The organism is Novosphingobium subterraneum (genome assembly GCF_000807925.1).
Lineage (GTDB): Bacteria > Pseudomonadota > Alphaproteobacteria > Sphingomonadales > Sphingomonadaceae > Novosphingobium > Novosphingobium subterraneum.
This window is the reverse complement of the sequence record NZ_JRVC01000014.1, coordinates 75,336-94,771: the sequence shown is the minus strand read 5'-3', so window position 1 is coordinate 94,771 and position 19,436 is coordinate 75,336. Positions and strand designations below refer to the sequence as shown.

The following is a 19,436-nucleotide window of genomic DNA, read 5'->3' as shown; positions in this document are numbered from 1 at the left end:
ATGATGCGCTTCGAAGGAAAGGCCGTCCTCGTGACGGGCGCCGCCACCGGCATCGGCCGGGCCACAGCCATCGCATTCGCTCGCGAAGGCGCCTCGGTAATGATCGGCGACATCGACGACCGCGCCGATGAAACCGTCGCGATGATTCTCGGAGAAGGGGGCCGGGCGGCCTTCCGCAAGACCGACGTGCGCAAGGCCCCGGAGCTGGACGAACTGGTGGCGCAATGCCTCGACCGCTTCGGCCGGATGGATGCGGCGTTCAATAACGCCGGCGTCCTGCCACCGCAGCGTCCGATCCACGAAATTCCGGAGGACGAACTCGACCTTGCCATCGACGTCGACTTCAAGGGTGTGTTCTTCGCCATGCAGGCCGAAATCCGCCACTTCCTGAAGGTCGGCGGCGGGGCAATCGTCAACACCGCCAGCGTCGGCGCGCTGATCGCGGATCCCAATATGAGCGCCTACTGCGCAATGAAGCACGCCGTCTCCGGCCTGACCAAGGCGGCGGCCGTGGAATATGCGCAGCAAGGCATCCGCGTGAACGCCATCGCGCCCGGCTTCGTCGTCACCCCGATGACCCAGCACTGGGCCGACAGCAACGAATTCACCCAGATGTTCTTCGCCCAGAACATTTCAGGCCGCGCCGCGCGCCCCGAGGAAATCGCTCCCACGGTGCTGCACCTGTGCTCGGACGGAGCCAGCTTCATCAACGGCGCCACTTTCACCATCGACGGCGGCCAAACCGCACACTGAGGAGACGGAAATGCGAAAGGTTCTCTCGCTTCTCGCGGCATCGGCGCTTTCAATCAGCGCAGCCCATGCCCAGACACCTGCAAAGGGGCCGCTCGAATACAAGGTGATCCCGACCAGCCCGGTCAGCATGGTGGCCAACGTCACCCTGATCACCGGTGAGAAGGACGCCGTCCTTGTCGACGTACCCTTTGCCCGGTCCGACGCCATGCGCGTTGCCGCTGAAGTGCTCGACAGCGGCAAGAGCCTCAAGGCGATCATCATCACGCATGATCACCCCGATCACTTCTTCGGACTGGACGTGCTGCAGGATGCATTCCCGGACGCTAAGATCATCGCCAATCCGGTTGCCGCCAAGGATATGGCGCGCTCGATCCCGATCAAGTTCAAGCGCTGGAGCGGACAGCTCGGCACGAATGCGCCCAAGCGTCCTGTGCAGCCCGTGGCGATGGCCGGAGACAGCTTCGATCTCGAAGGCCACAAACTTCAGGTTCTGGGCCCGATGCAGGGCGATCACGTCCATTCGACCGTGGTCTGGGACGCCGAGACCCGCACCCTGATTGCAGGGGACATTCTCTACAATGGCGTCTACGTCTGGCTCGGCGAACACGGACCTGCGCAGTACGATGCCTGGCTGAAGACGCTTGACCAGCTCGAGGCGCTCAATCCGGTCAAGGTCGTCGGCGGACACACCAAGCCCGGCCTGCCTGATGACAGCATGAGCATCGGCTGGACCCGCGCCTACATCAAGGCCTTCGCCGAGGCGCGCAGCCGGTCGAAGACCTCAAAGGAACTCGCCGCGATCATGGCCGCGAAGTATCCCAATGCGACCGAAGTCTACGGCGGGTTCCTGCTTGGCATCTCCAGCCAGGTTGGCGCTGGCGAAATTCCGCCGTGGGATGAGTGAGGGACGATGAACGAGACGGAAGGCTGAGACCTCGAACGGCTGTTCACGCACATGCCTCGGTGACCACCCTCAAGTCGCCAGCGAGATATAGCCCAGCTGCGCCGCCTTGAAGACTGTCTGGCTGCGGTTCACCGCATTGAGCTTCATCGAGGCGTTGTGGATGTGGAAACGCACCGTGGCCCGGCTGCGGCCCATGATCATGCTGATTTCCAGGTCGGTCTTGCCGATGGCCGCCCAACGCAGGCACTCCACCTCACGCTTTGACAGGCGCGAGCCCGAGGGCAGGGCCTGCGCCGATCCCATCGCATGGACATAGCTGGCGATGAAGGTGCGTGCATAGATGCCGAAGGCGTCGCCGTTCTCAAGGAACACGTCATCCAGTTCGGTCTGCGCAGGATCGAGCGGATTGAAGCTGACTGCACCGATCTGCCCGAACGGCAGGTGCACGGGCACGACGATGGCAGCGCGGGTCATCGCGCGAGCCTCGAAGTTGGTGAGGTCGATGGCGGTCAGGTAGTGGTTAGGCTGGCGGGTGTGAAAACCGTTGGCGTTCACCCAGAATGGCTCGCTCTCGAACCGGCACGCAGACGTCAGCGGCGAATCGAGCGCGATGCGCGAATTGCGCCACCACACCTTCTCGTCGTTCCAGCCGAATACGTCGCGTGCCAGGATGTTGCCATCGGCATCGACCGGCGTGCGCTTGTCAGCAATATCGTGCGCAGGGGCGGCACGCATGCCGGCGGCCGTTGCGATCTGGTGCAGGGCTTCTGCCGCGCGGCGCACGTCCTGCGGATTGCTGATCCTGACCGAGTCGATCGACTCCACCGAAAGCTGCACTGACCTCTCCTGTACTTATGGACATGGGTCATACCGGCCAAGTGCTTTGGAAACAACGACGGTATTGGCTCAAACGCCTAGTCATTTGCGCAGCATGGCGAGCCGTGCGAACTTGTTACAGGTCGTCTCCTTGAGGAGAGGGACGTGAATTTCGACCTGAATGAAGACGAGGAAATGCTCAAGGCCCTTGCCGAGCGCTTCGTCGATGACAACTACGACCTCGATCGCCGCCGTGTCTATCTCGGCGGGGCGAATGGCTTCTCGCCGCAGATGTGGTCCCTGCTGGCCGAACTCGGCCTCGTTGCGGCACCCCTGTCATTCGAAAGTGGCGGGATGGCGCTAGATGCCACTGCGATCGCCACGGTGTTTCAGGCGCTGGGCAAGGGCCTCGTTGTCGAACCCCTGATAGAAAACGTGATGGTCGCAGCGCGGCTGTTCGAACGCGTCGCCCCGGCCGATCTTGCTGCACAGTGGATGGAAGGCCTTGCCATGGGCACCCGCCGCCTTGCGCTGGCCCATGCAGAACAGCGTGCCCGTGCAGGACGGACCTTCATCGAAACGCGCGTCGATGATGCGGGCGCTCTGACCGGAGCGAAATCGTGCGTGCCCGCCGGCGGCGGGGTTGATGGCTATATCGTCACCGCGCGCGAACATGGCGCACCTGCCGATCAAGACGGCGTGGCGCTCTATCTCGTCGCCGCCGATGCGCCCGGTCTTTCGATCAACCCGTGGCGGATGGTGGACGGATCGCTGGCAGTCTCGCTCGATCTCGCTGCGGTGCCGGCCCAGCGGCTCGGCGGCTCGCTGGCCGATGTTGCCGAAGTCGGCGTGCTTGCCTCGCTCGCCCGATCTGCCGAGGCGCTGGGCATAATGCAGCAGCTGTTCGAAGCCACGCTCGATTACCTGCGCACGCGTCAGCAGTTCGGCACGCCCCTGGGCTCGTTCCAGGCGATCCAGCACCGCATGGCCGCGCAATATGCCGCGATCGAGCAGGGTAGGGCACTGCTCGATCTTGCCATTGTCAGCCAGGGATCGGACAGGTTCGCCACCGCCGTTGACGGCCTGCGCGCCTTCGTCGCCCCGGCTTCGGTCGAACTTGGGCACGAGATGATCCAGTTCCACGGCGGCATGGGCGTGACCGACGAACTGTTCATCGGCCACGGTCACAAGCGCCTGCTTGCCCTGTCGCGCTGGCCCGACGACGGGCTTGCCGCGCTCGACCGGTTTGCTGCTGCCTGAAGGAAGATGGCCCGAACCTGAAGGTTTCAGGGCCGTCTTGCCTCAGAACTCCGACCAGTCTTCGGCAAGCGCGAGGCTGCCGCTGGGTTGCATCGGAGCAGCTGACTTTACAGGAGACTGAAGGGCAGCACCGGGCGAACGTACCACGACCGGTCCGGTAACCCTTGGCCTGGCGCTCGGCTGATCCTTGATCAGGAACGCGCCGACGCCTGCGGACAAGGCATTGGCCTGTTCCGACAGACTGCGCGCCGCCGCTGCCGATTGCTCTACCATCGCGGCGTTCTGCTGCGTCATCTGGTCCATCTCGGCCACGTCGGCATTCACGCCGGCAAGGTTGCGCACTTGCTCTGCGGTATGCGAGGCGACTTCGGTGATGAAGCTGCTGATCTCGTCGATCAGTCCGTTCAATTCGCCGAGGACGGAGCGTGTCCGCTCGACGGTCGTGACGCCCCTGGCAACCGTGCTGGTACTGCTATCGACCAGCCCCTTGATATCCCGCGCAGCTTCGGCGCAGCGCTGGGCAAGGGCGCGCACCTCGGTGGCGACAACGGCAAAACCCTTGCCGGCCTCCCCTGCGCGCGCCGCTTCCACGCCAGCGTTGAGCGCCAGCAAGTTGGTCTGGAAGGCGATGCCGTCGATCAGCCCGACAATCCGGCCGATTTCCTGAGACGATTTCTCGATCTCGTGCATGGAATCCATTGCCGAGGCGGCAACCTCGTGGCCTTCTGCGGCCTTGGCGGCTACGCTGGCCACGGAGCGGTGGGCGGTATCTGCGCGCTCGGCGGTCTGGCCAAGCGCGCTCGTAACCTGGTTCATCGCCGTCGCCGCACGCTGCAGGTTTGCGGCCTGCCGTTCGTTGCGGCGGGCAAGATCGGCTGAAGCTGCGTCAATCTCCTCCGATCCGGTCAGCACCGTTCCGGCGAGGCCGCGAATGCTGGCGAGCGCGTCCGAGATACTGGCAAGCCCTGCATTGAAATTGCGGCGCATCTCCTCGTACTCGCCGGGGAACGCCTCGGTGACTTCTGCCGTGAGGTCGTTGGCGGCCAGTCGTTCCAGCGAACTGTTCATTCGGTCGATGATCCGGCGCTGCGTTTCCAGATCGGTCGAGGCGCGGATGCTGAGGCGAAACTTCTCCATCGCCTTGGTCATGCGCCCCACGCAATCGGCATGGTTCGTATAGCGGATCGGACTCTCGGTATCGCCGCCGGCTAGCGCTTCCATGCGTACGACCGTGTCCACATAAGGCCTGCAAATCCGCTCCGTCACCGTGCGCATGATCATGAAGGTCAGGACCAGCGAGATGACTGCGGCGCCTGAAACGAGCATGAGGATGTGCTCGGGGAACAGCAGAATGGCGGGAACGTCGAAAAGGGTCAATGCCGAAGCGCCGAGCAGCGCCAGCATCATCAAGCGCATTTTTTCGCGGATCGGCGCCTGCGTTTCGAACCAGTCCAACATGCAGCGGTTCCTTTCTTTCCTCGCCGCTTCCATTGGTACGCACGGCGATGAACTGCGAAGAATCTCGCGAACCGTCTTACCTCTCGAGCATGAACGCCGGCCTCCATGCCCGATTGTTGAAACTCCTCATGTCCTTTGGTGCAGGTTTCGGCTTGGCCAAGGGGCAGGACCCTCGCGATGCGCGCAGCATCCTTCCAAGGTACAATTGGCCTCGTCCCGGCTTGGGCGCACACTGCTGCCAGATCTCGATAACAGGATTTCGGAGGACCGAGGATGTTGCAGCAGGCCCTTAGCCAGTTCACTGGCGTTTCACTCATTCGCGACAAGTTCGACAACTTCATCGGCGGCAAGTGGGTTGCCCCGGTGAAGGGTGCGTACTTCGACAATATCTCGCCGGTGACGGGCCAGGTCGTGTGCCAGGTCGCGCGTGGCACGGCCGAGGACATCGAGCTGGCGCTCGATGCCGCCCACGCTGCCAAGGATGCCTGGGGCAAGATGTCGACCACCGAACGGTCGAACATCCTGCTCAAGGTCGCCGACAAGATGGAAGCGAACCTTGATCTGCTGGCGATGGCCGAGACCATCGACAACGGCAAGCCGATCCGCGAGACGACCGCCGCCGACATTCCGCTCGCCATCGACCACTTCCGCTATTTCGCCGCCTGCGTGCGGGCGCAGGAAGGTTCGATTGCCGAGATCGACCACGACACCGTCGCCTATCACTTCCACGAACCGCTGGGCGTGGTCGGCCAGATCATCCCGTGGAACTTCCCGATCCTGATGGCTGCGTGGAAGCTTGCCCCGGCGCTGGCCGCAGGCAACTGCGTGGTGCTCAAGCCTGCCGAACAGACCCCGATGTCGATCCTCGTGCTTGCCGAACTGATTGCCGACATCCTGCCCGCCGGCACGCTCAACATCGTCAACGGCTTCGGCATCGAAGCAGGCAAGCCGCTTGCCACCAACAAGCGCATCAGCAAGATCGCGTTCACCGGCGAGACCACCACCGGTCGCCTGATCATGCAGTATGCGTCGGAAAACCTCATCCCCTGCACGCTGGAACTGGGCGGAAAGAGCCCGAACATCTTCTTTGCTGACGTGATGGACCACGACGACGACTTCCTCGACAAGGCGCTCGAAGGCTTCACCATGTTCGCGCTCAACCAGGGCGAAGTCTGCACCTGCCCGAGCCGCGCGCTGGTGCATGAATCGATCTATGACCGCTTCATGGAAAAGGCGATTGCCCGGGTCGAGGCGATCAAGCTCGGCAGCCCGCTCGATGCATCGACGATGATCGGCGCGCAGGCCTCGAACGACCAGATGGAGAAGATCCTCTCCTACATCCAGATCGGCAAGGACGAAGGTGCCAAGGTCCTCACCGGCGGCGAGCGCGCGATGCACGAGGGCGATCTTGCGCAAGGCTACTACGTCAAGCCGACCGTGCTCGAAGGCCACAACAAGATGCGCGTGTTCCAGGAAGAGATCTTCGGCCCGGTCCTCGCCGTGACCAGGTTCTCGACCGACGAGGAAGCATTGGAGATCGCCAACGACACCCTCTACGGCCTCGGTGCTGGCGTCTGGACCCGCGATGGAACCCGCGCCTATCGCTTCGGCCGCGGCATCCAGGCCGGTCGCGTCTGGACCAACTGCTACCACGCCTACCCGGCCCACGCGGCATTTGGCGGCTACAAGCAGTCGGGCATCGGGCGCGAAACCCACAAGATGATGCTCGATCACTACCAGCAGACCAAGAACCTGCTGGTCAGCTACAGCCCCAAGAAGCTTGGCTTCTTCTGAGGCGGAAGATGGAGATACCGGCGTAACTGCTGGAGGGAGACGGCGCGGCGCAGGGAGGAAGGTCCCGCCCGCGCCGTCACCATTTGTGATCTGCCCTTTGCACTTCGGCCGCAAGAGCGCGAAGGTGAAGCGATGAACAAGAGAGGATGAACCGATGGCCCAAGTCGTCGTCAACGTGATGTACAACGCGCCTGCCGATCCGGAAGCGTTCGAAGCCTATTACTTCGGCACGCACATGCCGATCGCCGAGAAAATTCCCTCGGTAGAGAAGGTCGTCCTCCTCAAGGGCCTGCCCGGACCCGATGGGAGCCCTCCGCCGTACTACCGCCTGACCCAGATCTGGTTCGCCGATGCCGCCGCAATGGCCGCGGGCATGGGCTCGGCCGAGGCCCATGCCGCTACTGGCGACATTCCGAACTTCGCCACAGGCGGCGCATCGGTCATGATCTCCGAAGTCGGATGAGCAACCTGCCGCCCCGCGTTCTCAATACGCCTGAAGCCGGGGACTGGATCGCCCGGCTGACGGCTGCTCACGGACCGTTGATGTTCCATCAGTCGGGCGGATGCTGTGATGGCTCCGCGCCGATGTGCTTCGTGGCCGGCGAGTTCCGGGTCGGAGGGCAGGACGTGCTGCTCGGCCATGTGGCCGAGGGTACGCCGGTATGGATCGGGGCGGCGCAGTTCGAATACTGGCGGCACACCCAGGTCACCATCGACGTCGTTCCGGGGCGCGGCTCGGGGATGAGCCTTGAAGCGCCCGAAGGCGTGCGCTTCATCGTGCGCAGCCGGGTGTTCAGCGATGATGAAAGCGCCGCGCTCGAGGCCGCGGGCGAGCCGCCGCGAGGGGACAGCGTTGCACTTGGCGAGGGCACGGCTTCGCCCTAAGCTGCGCGGCAGGCAGGAGAACCCGCAAGAGGTCAGGCCATGGAGGATGCGGTGATGGAAACGGCGACAGCAGTGGACGAGGCGCGCATGATAGCGTGCACTTCGCGCGCAGCCGATCCCCGCGCCGCAGTGGCCGAGCTTGCCGAGTGCATCGAAGGCCGCAAGCTGGCCGGGGCGCTGCTGTTCTGCTCCAACGCCTATCCCCGCGATGCCCTTCAGGCCGAACTGGCCAGCGCCATGCCCGAAGTGCGGCTCTTTGGCTGCACCAGCGCAGGTGAATTGAACGATCAGGGGTATGATACCCATTCGGTCGTGCTGATCGGATTCCCCGAAGGCCCCTTTTCCATGGCCTCGCTGCGCTTTGACGATCTCGATCATTTCGATCCGCAGGCTGCACAGGGCGCCATCCGCCAGCTCGTCGCCCAGTCGCGGCGCGAACATGGCGAGGGGCTGCATCAGGTCGCGCTGTTCTTCGTCGATGGCCTTTCCCACCGCGAAGAACTGCTGACGATGACCGCGCAGCATGCGCTGGGCGATATCCAGTTGATCGGCGGGTCAAGCGGCGACGGCCTGTCGTTCCGCGACACGGCCATTTTCCACGAAGGCGCCTTCCACAAGGACGCCGCGGTCATCGTCCTTCTCACCAGCCGCCGCCCTCTGCATGTCTTCTGCAAGAGCTTCTATCGTCCCGGCCCGGCCAAGATGGTCATAACCGAGGCGGATGCCGAATCCCGGGTCGTCACCGAGATCAATGCCGCCCCCGCCGCCGAGGAATACCGCCGCCTTGCCGGAAGTCCGCCGTCCGAACTCAACGCCCAGTTTTTTGCCGCCTATCCTCCCATCGTGCGCACCGGCGGCCAGTTCCACGTCCGGTCGATCCAGACGGCCAATGACGATGGCTCGCTGACCTTCTACTGCGCGATCGATACCGGCGTCGTCCTGTCCATCGGGGAACCGGTAGATCGCATCGCCGAAATGGATGCCCTGTTCGAGGAAATCGGTCGCAAGGTGGGCGAGATCGACCATGTCGTCGGCTTCGATTGCGTGCTGAACCGCCTCGATGCCGAAGACCGCCAGCAGGCCGGCATTGTCTCGCGCATGTACGTCGCCAACCGCGTTTTCGGCTTCAACACCTATGGCGAGCAGTTTCGCGCCGCGCACATGAACCAGACCTTCACCGGTCTCGCCGTCGGGCGATGAGCGGCTCGAATCTCACCGGCATTCTTGCCCCCGCCATGGTCAATGGCGAGGACGAGATCACCGCCTTGCGCGCCCGCGTGCGCCAGCTCGAAAAGATCAACGCCGCGCTGATGGACCGGGTGGAACGCTCAGGTGACATGGAGGGCGGCGCGTTCTCGATGTTCGAAACTGCCATCGCGCTCGAATCCGTGGTCCGGGACCGCACGAGCGCGCTCGAGGCGGCCATGGCCGAACTCGCCGCCGCTAACGAAGACGCCACTGCCGCCCGCGTCCTGCTGCGCGATGCGATCGAATCCCTCAGCGACGGGTTTGCCCTCTTCGACGCCGATGACCGCCTGATCCTGTGCAACCGCGCCTTCCTCAAGATATTCCCTGCCGTCGAACCGATTTCCGGTGACAGCCCGGAGTTTGCCGAAATGGCCAGCCGCGTGGCGCTGACCGGCTCGACTCTCGGCGCCGCAACCGGTCCGGATCGCTGGCTCAGCGACCGGGTCGACTGGCACCGCCGTGCCGAAGGGGCCCATGTGCAGGCGCTGGGCGACGGGCGCTGGATCCAGATCAACGAACTGCGCACCAGCGATGGCGGCATCGTCGGCATCTATACCGATATCACCTCGGTCAAGGCCGAGGACGCCCGCCAGCGCGCCTTGGAACTGGCAGAGCGCAACCTCGCGTTGCAGGCCACGCTCGATACCCTGTCCGAAGGCGTCTGCCTGTTCGATGCCCAGCGCCGGATGCAGGCGTGGAACGAAGGCCTCGTCCGCGTGCTCGGCCTTTCCGGCAGTGACCTGCTGCGCCATGTCGAAAGCCATGCCCAGCTGGTGCAGTGGTGCAGCTGGCGATTGGGCCTCGAATGTGCCGACAGCCTTGCCTGGCGGGAAGGCGATACGCGCCAGCTTTCCGCCGAATGCCTGATGGATGGCCGGCACTTCGTGATCCGCTCGGTCCCGCTCGGTAACGGCGGCATGGTCTTTACCTTTGACGACGTGACCGACCACGTCAGCCTGCAACGCTCGTTGACCGAGACCGCCGAACTGCTGGAGCGCCGGGTGCAGGAGCGCACTGCCGAACTGGTCGAAGTCAACCGCCAGCTGGTCGAGGCAAAGAACGAGGCCGAAACCGCCAACCGCTCCAAGACCAGCTTCCTCGCCGCCGCCAGCCATGACTTGCTCCAGCCCCTGAACGCCGCGCGCCTGTTCGTCTCGGCAATGGACGGCCTCAAGTTGCCGGAGCGTCCGCGCGCTCTCGTCAGCCAGGCGTCAACCGCGCTGGATTCGGTCGAAGACCTGCTCGAAGCCCTGTTCGAGATTTCCCGCCTCGATGCCGGTGCCATCCAGCCCGAAATCGGCGATCATTCGCTCGGCGCGATCCTCCATGCCCTGCGCGTGGAATTCGCCCCGCTCGCCGCCGCCGGCAAGCTCGAATTCGACGTGGTCGAAACGCCGGCCTGGGTTCGCTCCGACGCGCGCCTCTTGCGCCGCGTCCTCCAGAACTTCGTATCGAACGCGATCCGCTATACCGAGGCTGGCCGCGTCGCTGTCGAAGTCGACGAGATACAGGGCATGATCCGCGTCACCGTGCGCGATACCGGCCCCGGCATCGCCGCGTCCGACCGCGAGGAAATCTTCGGCGAGTTCCGCCGCGTCGGCAAGACGCAGAAAATCCCCGGCAAGGGCCTTGGCCTTGCCATCGTGCGCCGCGTGTCGACCATGCTCGATCACCCGATCGGCCTCGATTCCGTCCCCGGCCTCGGTTCCGCCTTCTCGATCATGCTCCCCCGCGTCGAACCTGTCGCCGCGCCTGCGCCGGTCGAGCCGGCCTCGGGACCGTCGACCGGCAGTGGGGGCCTTGTCCTGGTGATCGACAACGATCCCGCGATCCTCTCGGGCATGGAAGCGCTGCTCGAGAACTGGGGTCTCGAGGTGGTCACCGCGCGCGATCCGGCAGAGGCCTGCGTCGCTGCCGCTCTTGCCCGCCGCCCTGCCATGGCCATCGTCGATTACCAGCTCGATGACGGCCTGACCGGAGAGCAGGCCATTGCCGCGCTGCGAGCCCGGGCCAACTTCGATCTGCCCGCCATGGTCATCACTGCCGACCGCAGCGAGGAGACCAAAGCCCGCTTGAACGCACTGGCGCTGCCGATCCTCAACAAGCCGGTCAAACCCGCCCAACTCCGCGCCTTCCTGCGCCAGAGGGACGTTCTCTGATCCCCGAGTCCAACACCCGCTTACCCTAGAGCGCGCGCCGTGCCTTCATCCACGCCTTCGCGTGGTTCTGCACCTGCAATAGCGAGGCGAACACCGATTTGCGCGGCTCGGGCGTGCCGGTCCGCCCGATCGCATCGATCTGGGCATAGTACCACATTTGAACGCCGAAGCCCGCGATGGTGCGGACGGTATCGAATTTCTCCAGCCAGCGCAGCGCCGGGGGCAGCAGGCGCAGCGCGGCCTCGAAGCGGGGCAGGTCGGCGCTGTCCTCCAGCAGATTGCGGCAGGCATCCGGCGCCCCGCACAGCGGTCGCCCGATGCCGATCAGGTCCGCCGCGCCCGTCTCCAGCGCATGCTGCATCGCCGCGCGGGTGCGGAAGCCGCCGGTCACCATCAGCGGCATCCTCGTCAGGCTCGCCTTCATCGCCTTGGCGAAGTCCACGAAATAGGCCTCGCGTGCCGCCGTCGAGGCCGGGACATCCGGCCGTTCGAAAGGGTCCAGCCCTTCCATGTCCATCATCGCCGGTTGCTCATACGATCCGCCAGAAACCTCCAGCAGGTCGACGCCCGCCTCCTCCAGCCAGCGCGCGACGGTCAGGCTCTCATCAAAGGCAAACCCGCCTCGCTGGAAGTCTGCCGAATTGAGCTTCACCGAGATGCCGAACTGCGGGCCCACGGCTTCGCGCACTGCTCGCACGGTCTCCATCAGGAACCGCGCCCGGTTCTCCAGAGATCCGCCCCATCGGTCGGTGCGCTGGTTGCTGCGCGGGCTGAGGAATTGCGAAAGCAGGTAGCCATGCGCGGCATGGATCTGCACCCCGCCAAAGCCCGCGTCCTGCGCCGCTTTCGCACAAGTGGCAAACCGCCCGATCAGATCGAGGATCTCCGCTTCCTCAAGCGGCACCGGCTCGCCGAACTGCCCGCCCGGCAGCCCCAGCTTCACCGCCGATGGCGCCTTGGGGTGCGGGTTGATAGTGGCCTGCGTCTGCCGCCCTGCGTGGCTGATCTGCATCCACAACTGGTTGCCTGCGCGCGTCCCGGCCTTTGCCCACTGCGCCAGAGCCGCCTTCGTCGCCGCATCGGCCGCGCGATCGACGATGACATTGCCGGGGCGCTCCAGATGGTCACCATCGATCTGCACGTTGCCGGTTATCAGCAGGCCTGCGCCACCATCGGCCCATACGCCATAGAGCCGGTCAAGTTCCGGCGTCGGTCTGCCCGACGGATCGGCCAGTCCCTCGGTCATCGCGCCCTTGGCGAGGCGGTTCGGAATGACGATGCCGCACGGCAGGGCCAGCGGTGTCTTGATCAGCATGGCAATCTCCCCCGCGCCAGTCTGCCAGACCGGGCGCGTAGTGCAATTGCCGGATCGTGACCGTTTACCCCTTGAAGCCGATCTTCCCGGCCATGATCACCGCCTGCGTCCGCGAAAAGACGTTCATCTTCTGCAGGATCGCGGAAACGTGCGCCTTCACCGTCGTCATCGAGACATCGAGTTCATAGGCGATCTGCTTGTTGAGCCGCCCGGCGACGAGGTGCCCCAGGACCACCCGCTGCTGCGGGGTCAGGCTGTCGATCCGGCTGCGGATCGCGTCTTCCTCGGCAGCGGCGGAGTCATCACCTTCGAGTTCAGGCATGTAGATCTCGCCCGAAAGCACCTGGTTCAGCGCGTCGAGGATTGCCGCGCGCTTGAGGCTCTTGGGCACGAAGCCCGCCGCCCCTGCGGCCAGCGCATCGCGCACCACCTTGCGGTCTGTCACGCCCGAGACCATCACTACCGGCGTCGCCGGAAAGCGGTCACGCAGGGCTTCGAGGCCCGACAGGTGAGAAACATCCGGAATGTTGAGGTCCAGCAGGACCAGGTCGACATCCCCTTCCTGCTCGAGGGTATTGAGCGCAGCTTCCAGGCTGTCTGCTTCAAGGATCGTGCAGGAGGGAAAGGCGTCGTCGAAGATCGAGCGCAGCCCATCACGCACCAGCGAATGGTCGTCCACGATCAGCACGCGATCAGGTCCGTTTACGGCCATGGCAGCGCTCCCCCTTTCGGCTGCGAACGTGGTAATTGCGATGGTATTGCTCATCTGTCTCTACCCGGGGAGGGGGTGGAGCGCCAGACCTGCGGTAAGGTCCGGCGCCCCGGGGAAAATCACTTCGGCAGCTTGAACACCCAGAGCGAACCGCCCTGGCTGATCTCCTTGAAGGTCTTGGCCACCTCGCCGCCCCACAGCGGCACCGCGCCGCCCCAGCCGGACATGACCGCGACATACTGTTCGCCGTCCTGCTCCCAGGTCACCGGCGAGCCGACCACGCCCGACCCGGTCTGGAACTTCCAGAGTTCCGCACCCGTCTTGGCGTCGAAGGCCTTGAGGTAGCCCTCGGGCGTGCCGGTGAACACCAGATTGCCGCGCGTGGCCAGAACACCACCCCACAGCGGAGCCTTGTTCTTGTACTCCCACACGATCTTGCCGGTGGCCGGGTCCATCGCGCGAAGCGCACCGATGTGGTCTTCTGCAATCGGCTTGATGGTGAAGCCTGCACCCAGGTAGGCCGCGCCCTTCTTGTAGGCGATGGGCTCGTTCCAGATGTCCATGCCCCAATCGTTGCTGGGCACATAGAACAGGCCGGTGTCCTGCGAATAGGCCATCGGCATCCAGTTCTTGCCGCCGAGGAACGACGGGCTGGCGAACACGGTCTTGCCTTTTTCCGCGGCATTGGGCGCGCCGGGGCGGTTTTCGGCCACGTAGTTCGGACGGCCGGTCTTCAGGTCGATGCCATTGGCCCAGGTCGTCTGCATCACGAACTTGTGCGCGCCCAGCAGCTTGCCGTTGGTGCGGTCAAGCACGTAGAAGTAGCCGTTGCGGTCGGCCTTGGCGCCGAGCTTCATCGGCTTGCCCTTCATCGTGGCATCGAACGGGATGAACTCGTTCACGCCGTCGAAATCCCAGCCGTCATGAGGCGTGGTCTGGTAGTGCCACTTGATCTCGCCGGTATCGGCATCGATCGCCAGTGTCGAGGACGTGTAGAGGTTGTCGCCGGGGCGCAGGTGGCTGTTCCACGGGCCGGGGTTGCCGGTGCCGAAGTAGAGCAGGTTGGTGCCGGGGTCATAAGTGCCGCCCAGCCAGGTCGCGCCGCCGCCGGTCTTCCACAAGTCGCCGGTCCAAGAAGCGTTGAGCTTGCCGGTCATCGTGGAAGGCTTGCCACCCAGCGTGCCGATGTGGCCTTCGATGGTCGGGCGTGACCACACCAGCTCGCCCGTATCCACGTTGCGGGCCTGCACTTCGCCGATCACGCCGAACTCGCCACCCGAATTGCCGGTGATGACCATGTCCTTGACGATCAGCGGCGCCGCCGTTGCCGAATAGCCGGCCTGGTAGTCGGCCAGCTTCTTGTTCCAGATCACCTTGCCGGTATGGCGATCGAGGGCAACGAGATGCGCGTCCAGCGTCGCGAAAATCACCTTGTCGCCATGGATCGCCGCGCCGCGGTTAACCACGTCGCAGCAGGGCATGATGCCATCGGGCAGGCGGGCGTTGTATTCCCACTTCTTCTCGCCGGTGCGCGCATCGAACGCGAAGAGGCGCGAATACGAACCCGTTACATAGATCGTGCCGTCATAGACCAGCGGCTGCGATTCCTGACCGCGCTGCTTTTCACCGCCGAGCGATGCTGCGAAAACGGGCACGAGATTCTTGACGTTGCTGGTGTTGAGTTTGTCGAGCGAGCTGAACCGCTGCTGCTGCGGGCCCATGCCATAGCTGATCACGTCGCCGGGCGTGGCCGCATCGTTGATGATGTCCGCGCTGGTCGGCCCGCCGGCAATGGCTGGAACTGCCGAAAGACTGGTGGCTGCCGCAAGGCCTGCCAACACGATTGAAAAACGCCGCTTCATCCTGTCCCTCCTGTTATGGGGTCTTGTTCTGCGATGGAGTGCGGTCATGCGGGAATCCCCCCGGTTCGCCACTGATCCCCTATCGTCGATGTGAGCCTATCGGTTGCAGTATGCTGCACAATTGAACCTTGGGATAAGGCCTTGTGCTTCATGCCCAGGCGCGCCAAATGCTGCGCAACACAACCGCAGCAAAAACGGTTCGGGGAACACCGGTCGCAGTCGGTGTTCCCGTCCCCCCGTTGGCCCGCCAATCGAGGATGGCGGGTGCGAGATGACCGTTCAGGATTGCGCGGAAAGCGCCGGCTTCCAGTTCACGCCATGGCGTTGGAACAGCGCGGCCATGCGCCCATCGCCAATCATCTGCTCGAGCACTTGCTCAAGCCTGAAGCCCAGGTTGCGCGAATTTTCCTTTACCGCGATTCCAATGTCCCAGCCCGGCGACATCATCATTGGCAGCGGTCCCTTGCGCACCTTGATCCCGGCGTCGGGGTTGTCGGCGACGACAGCCTCGATCTGCGCGGTGGTCGCCACGGTGAAGTCGGCACTGCCATCCACCAGCGCGGCGGGCGCATCATAGCCATTGGGAACGTGGACCAGGTCCTTGGCAAGGACGCCGCCAGCGTGGCCGAGCAGGTAGAAGTCAGGGATCGAGGCGAGTTCGGCGGTGATCTTCCGGCCCTTGAACGACGCCGGCACCGCTTCGCAGTTGCCGCCATCGCGCGAACAGGCCGCGCCAAAGGTTTCGCGGTAATAAGGCGCAAGGAACACGACATTGTCTTCCTGCTGTATCAGCTGCCGCTCGAAGGGTACGTGCAGCATCACGTCGCATGGCTGAAACCCGAGCAGCCCCCCGCGCCAGACCACGTTGCGCAAGTCGTCGGAGATGTCCTCGCCCGCGAAGAACAGCTGGACATCGGCGCGAACGCCCAGCGCTTCGGCGAGCGCGCGCGCAATGTCGGCATCGATGCCTGCCACCTTGCCGTCCTTGTTCCACGACCAGGGCCGGTTATCCGCATAGAGTCCGACCCGAAGGACTCCGAGGTCTTTGACCTTCTCAAGCGGTGCGGCAAAGGCGCTGGAGGACGCGGCCAGCGCGGATAGCGCTAGCCCCTGCAGGAACGAACGCCTGCTGGCGCGCATTGCGGTCACTCTTCCGTATGCTTGGATTCGATCCAGGTGCGGATCGCCCATCCGGCCTTCTGGCCGAGCACTTCGCCGAACGGTGGCATATAGACCTTGCCATCGCGTGACGAGCCGTGCTGGAAGCGCTGGACGAACCATTCGTCGCCGCTGTCGCCGGTTTCGAGATAACGCAGGTCAGGCGCAATTCCGCCCGAGATCGCGTCGAGCCCGTGGCAGCGTGCGCAGTTCTGGCCATAGGCAGACTGGCCGATCTCCAGCGCCTTCTCGTTGCCGCGGTAGGGGTTGACCGTCACCCAGGTGTCATTGCCACCGACAAGGTCGGGCAGTGCCGAAGTGTCAACCGCTTGCGGCGTGACGTTACCATGCGCGGAAAGGCTCGATGCGATGGCGCCGGTGGCCAGCGCAGCAGCCGCCAGCAGGGCGGCACGGCCCTTGGAGATCTTGATCATCAGTCATCCTCTGCGACACGGGTGCGGATGATCGTCCGCCCCGATAATGCTCTTTGCTTATCGCGCTGCCGGGCCATCGCAAATTGAACCATGGTACAAGACCAAGGTGTCATATGCGCGCGCACGAGCGTCGGATATGGTGCGCAGCATGGAGAGACAACTGAAGGCATTCGCAGCAACCCTGCTGCTCGGCACCACCCTTGCGCCTGCGGCACACGCAACGCGCGCCTACGTCAGCAACGAACGGTCCTCGACCGTGACGGTGATCGATGTCGAGAAGGGCACGGTCGAGGCGGAATGGCCGGTCGGCAATCGCCCGCGCGGCATCGCGATGACGCGAGACGGCAAGGCCCTGCTCGTCGCCGCCAGCGCGGACAATGCGGTGGAAATGCGCGATCCCGCCACTGGCGCGCTGCTTGCTGCCCTGCCTTCAGGTGCAGATCCGGAGCAGTTCTTCCCCGCCTATTCTGGCAACCTGCTTTTTACTGCGAACGAGGACAACGCCGCCGTCACGGCGATCGATCTCGATGCGCGCAAGGTTGCGTGGCAGGTCACCGTCGGTGACGAGCCCGAAGGCGTCGCACAAAGCCCCGATGGCAAGTGGTTGCTCGTCACCAGCGAGGAGGACAACACCGTCGCCTGGATCGACCTTGCCACGCGCACCGTGGCCGAGGAGATGGAAACCGACGCCCGCCCCCGCCACATCGAATTCGAGGGCAAAGGCCAGAAGGTGTGGATCGCCGCCGAAATGGCCGGGACGGTGCAGATCGCGGACGTCGCCACCAAGTCCATCGAACAGACCATTGCCTTCGCTCCGCCCGGCGTTCCGGCCTACAAGGTCATGCCCTGCGGCATCCGTTTCACCCCCGATGGCAAGACCGCGATTGTCGCTCTTGGACGCGCCGACAGCATCGCCGTCGTCGACGTTCCCACCCGCACGGTGCGCGGCTACGTCAAGGTCGGCGACCGCCCGTGGCACCTTGCCATAACCCCGGACGGAACCCGCGCCATCGTCGCCAACGGAGCCAGCGATTCCGTCTCGTTCGTGGATATTGCGGCGATGCAGGTTACCGCCACGATCAAGGCAGGCGGCGGCCCCTGGGGCGTCGCACTGGGGCGCTGACTGACCTTCGTCATTATCCCAAAGTCCAACGCCCAAAGTCCAATATCGCAGTTTGTTTCCGCGCAGCATTCTCTCCGCTCAGTCGCAGAATAATCGACACGACCTTTCACGGAGGGGATGGAAATGAACATGAAGAAGGCGCTTTGCGCCTCGGTTGCGCTCGCCACGATGGCGATTGCGACCACGCCCGCCTACGCCGGCACGGCCGAACTTCTCAAGCGCCTGCACGAAAAGGGCATCCTCTCCGACGAGGAATATGCCGAGCTGCTGGCCGAGGAAAACAAGCCGTCTCCCGCCCCCGCAGCTGCCGCCGCACCTGCCGGCGATACCATGACCCGCGCCACTGAATCCGTCGATTCCAGCCGCATGGTCCGCATGGCCGCGTCGGGCATCGGCCTAGAAGTCGGCCCCGCCACGATCACGTTCTCTGGCTCGGTCAACGGGTTCTACGTGCACGACAATCCCGCCACGCCCACGGCGCGCACTGCCGTCACCGGGGGCATTGCCAGCGTCGGCGCCAACAACTCCAGCGCGATCCGCAATGGCCTGCTCCCCGGCTTCCTCAAGGTCTCGGTGGCGACCCAGCAGTCGGGTTGGGACGTCGGCGCCACTTTCGGCATGTACCCCGGCATCAACTCGACCGCCTGGGGCGCTCTCGGCGCCAACAACGGCGGCCAGCCGACCGCCCTTGCCACCGCCGGCATCGATTTCCGCCAGACCTACATGACCTTTGGGCGCCCCAACGTCGGCACCTTCAAGATCGGCCGCGATATCGGCCTGTTCGGGTCGGAGGGCATCCTAAACGACATCACACTGCTGTCCTCGGGCACGCCCGGAAACAACGTTGCGCCGGGCAACACCACACTGGGACGCATCGGCGTCGGCTATATCTACACCGATTTCCAGCCCCAGATCACCTACACCTCGCCCAACCTCAAGGGTCTGCAGGCTTCGGTCGGCGTGTTCCAGCCGCTGTCCTCGCTCACCGGCCCTGCCGAGAGCAATTCGGCTCCCGGTTTCCAGGGCAAGGTGACGTATGACGGCAAGTTCGGCGATGTTGCCGCGCGCCTGTGGGTGTCGGGCATCACCCAGAAGCACGATATCGTTGGCGGCGGCAGCTACACCGGCAGCGGCGTGGACTTCGGCGGCAAGGTCACCGTCGGCCCGGTCACGGCAACCGGCTACTACTACACCGCCAGCGGCCTTGGCACGACAGTGCTCGGCCTGTTCGACACCGGTCTTCCGCAGACCGGCAGCGGCGTTGCCAAGCGCGATTCCAGCGGCTTCTATGCCCAGGCGCTGGCCACCTTCGGCAAGGTCTCGGTCGGCGGAAGCTATGGCGAAAGCCACCTCGATTACGCAAGCAACACCGATCGTCTCGCCAATCCGAACCTGCTCGATGTGAACTCCAGCTATGTCGGCCAGGTCCGCTATGGCCTGACCTCGTGGGTCACGCTGATCGGCGAATACGTGCATTCGAAGGCCGTCGCCCACTCGGGCAACAAGGCCGAAAGCGATGCCTTGGCCGTCGGCGGAATCCTGTTCTTCTGAGCCG

At 64.4% G+C, this 19,436-nt stretch carries 17 protein-coding genes; 10 read left to right on the top strand and 7 right to left on the bottom strand.

Annotation, left to right across the window (positions count from 1 at the left end; genetic code table 11):
* Positions 1 to 753, top strand: coding sequence for an SDR family NAD(P)-dependent oxidoreductase (locus NJ75_RS14415; RefSeq protein ID WP_039335649.1), 753 nt, complete (start codon positions 1 to 3; stop codon positions 751 to 753).
* A 10-nt stretch (positions 754 to 763) separates the two neighbouring features.
* A complete protein-coding gene (locus NJ75_RS14410) occupies positions 764 to 1,657 on the top strand; it encodes an MBL fold metallo-hydrolase (RefSeq protein WP_039335647.1) in 894 nt (297 codons plus the stop codon).
* 69 nt (positions 1,658 to 1,726) lie between these two features.
* On the opposite strand, the gene NJ75_RS14405 is transcribed toward NJ75_RS14410, so the two are convergent.
* Positions 1,727 to 2,494: a helix-turn-helix transcriptional regulator gene (locus tag NJ75_RS14405; RefSeq protein WP_039335645.1), complete on the bottom strand. Its 768-nt coding sequence runs from the start codon at positions 2,492 to 2,494 to the stop codon at positions 1,727 to 1,729.
* Positions 2,495 to 2,638: 144 nt separating this feature from the next.
* Between NJ75_RS14405 and NJ75_RS14400 the strand changes: the two genes are divergently transcribed.
* On the top strand, positions 2,639 to 3,733 hold the full coding sequence (locus NJ75_RS14400; protein WP_039335643.1) for an acyl-CoA dehydrogenase family protein: 1,095 nt from the start codon (positions 2,639 to 2,641) through the stop codon (positions 3,731 to 3,733).
* A gap of 42 nt (positions 3,734 to 3,775) precedes the next feature.
* On the opposite strand, the gene NJ75_RS14395 is transcribed toward NJ75_RS14400, so the two are convergent.
* Complete coding sequence (locus tag NJ75_RS14395; protein WP_039335802.1) at positions 3,776 to 5,191, bottom strand: methyl-accepting chemotaxis protein; 1,416 nt, start codon at positions 5,189 to 5,191, stop codon at positions 3,776 to 3,778.
* Positions 5,192 to 5,464: 273 nt separating this feature from the next.
* On the opposite strand from NJ75_RS14395, the gene adh reads away from it, so the two are divergent.
* From adh to NJ75_RS14370, 5 genes are all read left to right on the top strand, one after another.
* Positions 5,465 to 6,985: an aldehyde dehydrogenase gene (adh, locus tag NJ75_RS14390; RefSeq protein WP_039335642.1), complete on the top strand. Its 1,521-nt coding sequence runs from the start codon at positions 5,465 to 5,467 to the stop codon at positions 6,983 to 6,985.
* Between the two features lie 154 nt (positions 6,986 to 7,139).
* Positions 7,140 to 7,448 (top strand): EthD family reductase, encoded by a 309-nt coding sequence (locus NJ75_RS14385; RefSeq protein ID WP_039335640.1) that lies wholly within the window; start codon positions 7,140 to 7,142, stop codon positions 7,446 to 7,448.
* The gene (locus tag NJ75_RS14380) at positions 7,445 to 7,870 is read left to right on the top strand and encodes a DUF779 domain-containing protein (protein WP_039335637.1); all 426 of its coding nucleotides are present in this window, start codon (positions 7,445 to 7,447) and stop codon (positions 7,868 to 7,870) included. Before NJ75_RS14385 ends, NJ75_RS14380 begins: the two co-directional genes overlap by 4 nt.
* A gap of 54 nt (positions 7,871 to 7,924) precedes the next feature.
* Entirely contained in the window at positions 7,925 to 9,070 is a 1,146-nt protein-coding gene (locus NJ75_RS14375) for an FIST N-terminal domain-containing protein (RefSeq protein WP_039335800.1), read from the top strand.
* Positions 9,067 to 11,277, top strand: a complete 2,211-nt coding sequence (locus tag NJ75_RS14370) for a hybrid sensor histidine kinase/response regulator (protein WP_052242515.1) — start codon at positions 9,067 to 9,069, stop codon at positions 11,275 to 11,277. The genes NJ75_RS14375 and NJ75_RS14370 overlap by 4 nt, the downstream gene beginning before the upstream one ends.
* Before the next feature lie 25 nt (positions 11,278 to 11,302).
* On the opposite strand, the gene NJ75_RS14365 is transcribed toward NJ75_RS14370, so the two are convergent.
* The 5 genes from NJ75_RS14365 to pedF all read right to left on the bottom strand — a co-directional run bounded on the left by NJ75_RS14365 (position 11,303) and on the right by pedF (position 16,758).
* Positions 11,303 to 12,592: an NADH:flavin oxidoreductase/NADH oxidase family protein gene (locus tag NJ75_RS14365; protein ID WP_039335634.1), complete on the bottom strand. Its 1,290-nt coding sequence runs from the start codon at positions 12,590 to 12,592 to the stop codon at positions 11,303 to 11,305.
* Positions 12,593 to 12,656: 64 nt separating this feature from the next.
* Positions 12,657 to 13,304 carry a response regulator transcription factor gene (locus tag NJ75_RS14360; protein ID WP_174544591.1) on the bottom strand — a complete coding sequence of 216 codons (648 nt, stop codon included), beginning with the start codon at positions 13,302 to 13,304 and terminating at the stop codon, positions 12,657 to 12,659.
* Between the two features lie 119 nt (positions 13,305 to 13,423).
* Positions 13,424 to 15,166 (bottom strand): methanol/ethanol family PQQ-dependent dehydrogenase, encoded by a 1,743-nt coding sequence (locus NJ75_RS14355; protein ID WP_039335632.1) that lies wholly within the window; start codon positions 15,164 to 15,166, stop codon positions 13,424 to 13,426.
* A gap of 279 nt (positions 15,167 to 15,445) precedes the next feature.
* Positions 15,446 to 16,306 carry a substrate-binding periplasmic protein gene (locus tag NJ75_RS14350; protein WP_039335794.1) on the bottom strand — a complete coding sequence of 287 codons (861 nt, stop codon included), beginning with the start codon at positions 16,304 to 16,306 and terminating at the stop codon, positions 15,446 to 15,448.
* 5 nt (positions 16,307 to 16,311) lie between these two features.
* Positions 16,312 to 16,758 carry a cytochrome c-550 PedF gene (gene pedF, locus NJ75_RS14345; RefSeq protein WP_039335630.1) on the bottom strand — a complete coding sequence of 149 codons (447 nt, stop codon included), beginning with the start codon at positions 16,756 to 16,758 and terminating at the stop codon, positions 16,312 to 16,314.
* A 148-nt stretch (positions 16,759 to 16,906) separates the two neighbouring features.
* On the opposite strand from pedF, the gene NJ75_RS14340 reads away from it, so the two are divergent.
* Both NJ75_RS14340 and NJ75_RS14335 read left to right on the top strand, forming a co-directional pair.
* Positions 16,907 to 17,881: a PQQ-dependent catabolism-associated beta-propeller protein gene (locus NJ75_RS14340; protein WP_039335792.1), complete on the top strand. Its 975-nt coding sequence runs from the start codon at positions 16,907 to 16,909 to the stop codon at positions 17,879 to 17,881.
* A gap of 129 nt (positions 17,882 to 18,010) precedes the next feature.
* Complete coding sequence (locus tag NJ75_RS14335) at positions 18,011 to 19,432, top strand: porin family protein (RefSeq protein ID WP_039335791.1); 1,422 nt, start codon at positions 18,011 to 18,013, stop codon at positions 19,430 to 19,432.
* Positions 19,433 to 19,436: the final 4 nt, after the last annotated feature.

Bases quoted from the DNA above. Each gene is read 5' to 3' on its own strand.
- NJ75_RS14415 (WP_039335649.1), top strand. From the start codon at position 1: ATGATGCGCTTCGAAGGAAAGGCCGTCCTCGTGACGGGCGCCGCCACC.
- NJ75_RS14335 (WP_039335791.1), top strand. From the start codon at position 18,011: ATGAAGAAGGCGCTTTGCGCCTCGGTTGCGCTCGCCACGATGGCGATT.
- pedF (WP_039335630.1), bottom strand. From the start codon at position 16,758: ATGATCAAGATCTCCAAGGGCCGTGCCGCCCTGCTGGCGGCTGCTGCG.
- NJ75_RS14375 (WP_039335800.1), top strand. From the start codon at position 7,925: ATGGAAACGGCGACAGCAGTGGACGAGGCGCGCATGATAGCGTGCACT.
- NJ75_RS14360 (WP_174544591.1), bottom strand. From the start codon at position 13,304: ATGGCCGTAAACGGACCTGATCGCGTGCTGATCGTGGACGACCATTCG.
- NJ75_RS14410 (WP_039335647.1), top strand. From the start codon at position 764: ATGCGAAAGGTTCTCTCGCTTCTCGCGGCATCGGCGCTTTCAATCAGC.
- NJ75_RS14365 (WP_039335634.1), bottom strand. From the start codon at position 12,592: ATGCTGATCAAGACACCGCTGGCCCTGCCGTGCGGCATCGTCATTCCG.
- NJ75_RS14355 (WP_039335632.1), bottom strand. From the start codon at position 15,166: ATGAAGCGGCGTTTTTCAATCGTGTTGGCAGGCCTTGCGGCAGCCACC.
- NJ75_RS14395 (WP_039335802.1), bottom strand. From the start codon at position 5,191: ATGTTGGACTGGTTCGAAACGCAGGCGCCGATCCGCGAAAAAATGCGC.
- NJ75_RS14340 (WP_039335792.1), top strand. From the start codon at position 16,907: ATGGAGAGACAACTGAAGGCATTCGCAGCAACCCTGCTGCTCGGCACC.
- adh (WP_039335642.1), top strand. From the start codon at position 5,465: ATGTTGCAGCAGGCCCTTAGCCAGTTCACTGGCGTTTCACTCATTCGC.
- NJ75_RS14350 (WP_039335794.1), bottom strand. From the start codon at position 16,306: ATGCGCGCCAGCAGGCGTTCGTTCCTGCAGGGGCTAGCGCTATCCGCG.
- NJ75_RS14380 (WP_039335637.1), top strand. From the start codon at position 7,445: ATGAGCAACCTGCCGCCCCGCGTTCTCAATACGCCTGAAGCCGGGGAC.
- NJ75_RS14370 (WP_052242515.1), top strand. From the start codon at position 9,067: ATGAGCGGCTCGAATCTCACCGGCATTCTTGCCCCCGCCATGGTCAAT.
- NJ75_RS14385 (WP_039335640.1), top strand. From the start codon at position 7,140: ATGGCCCAAGTCGTCGTCAACGTGATGTACAACGCGCCTGCCGATCCG.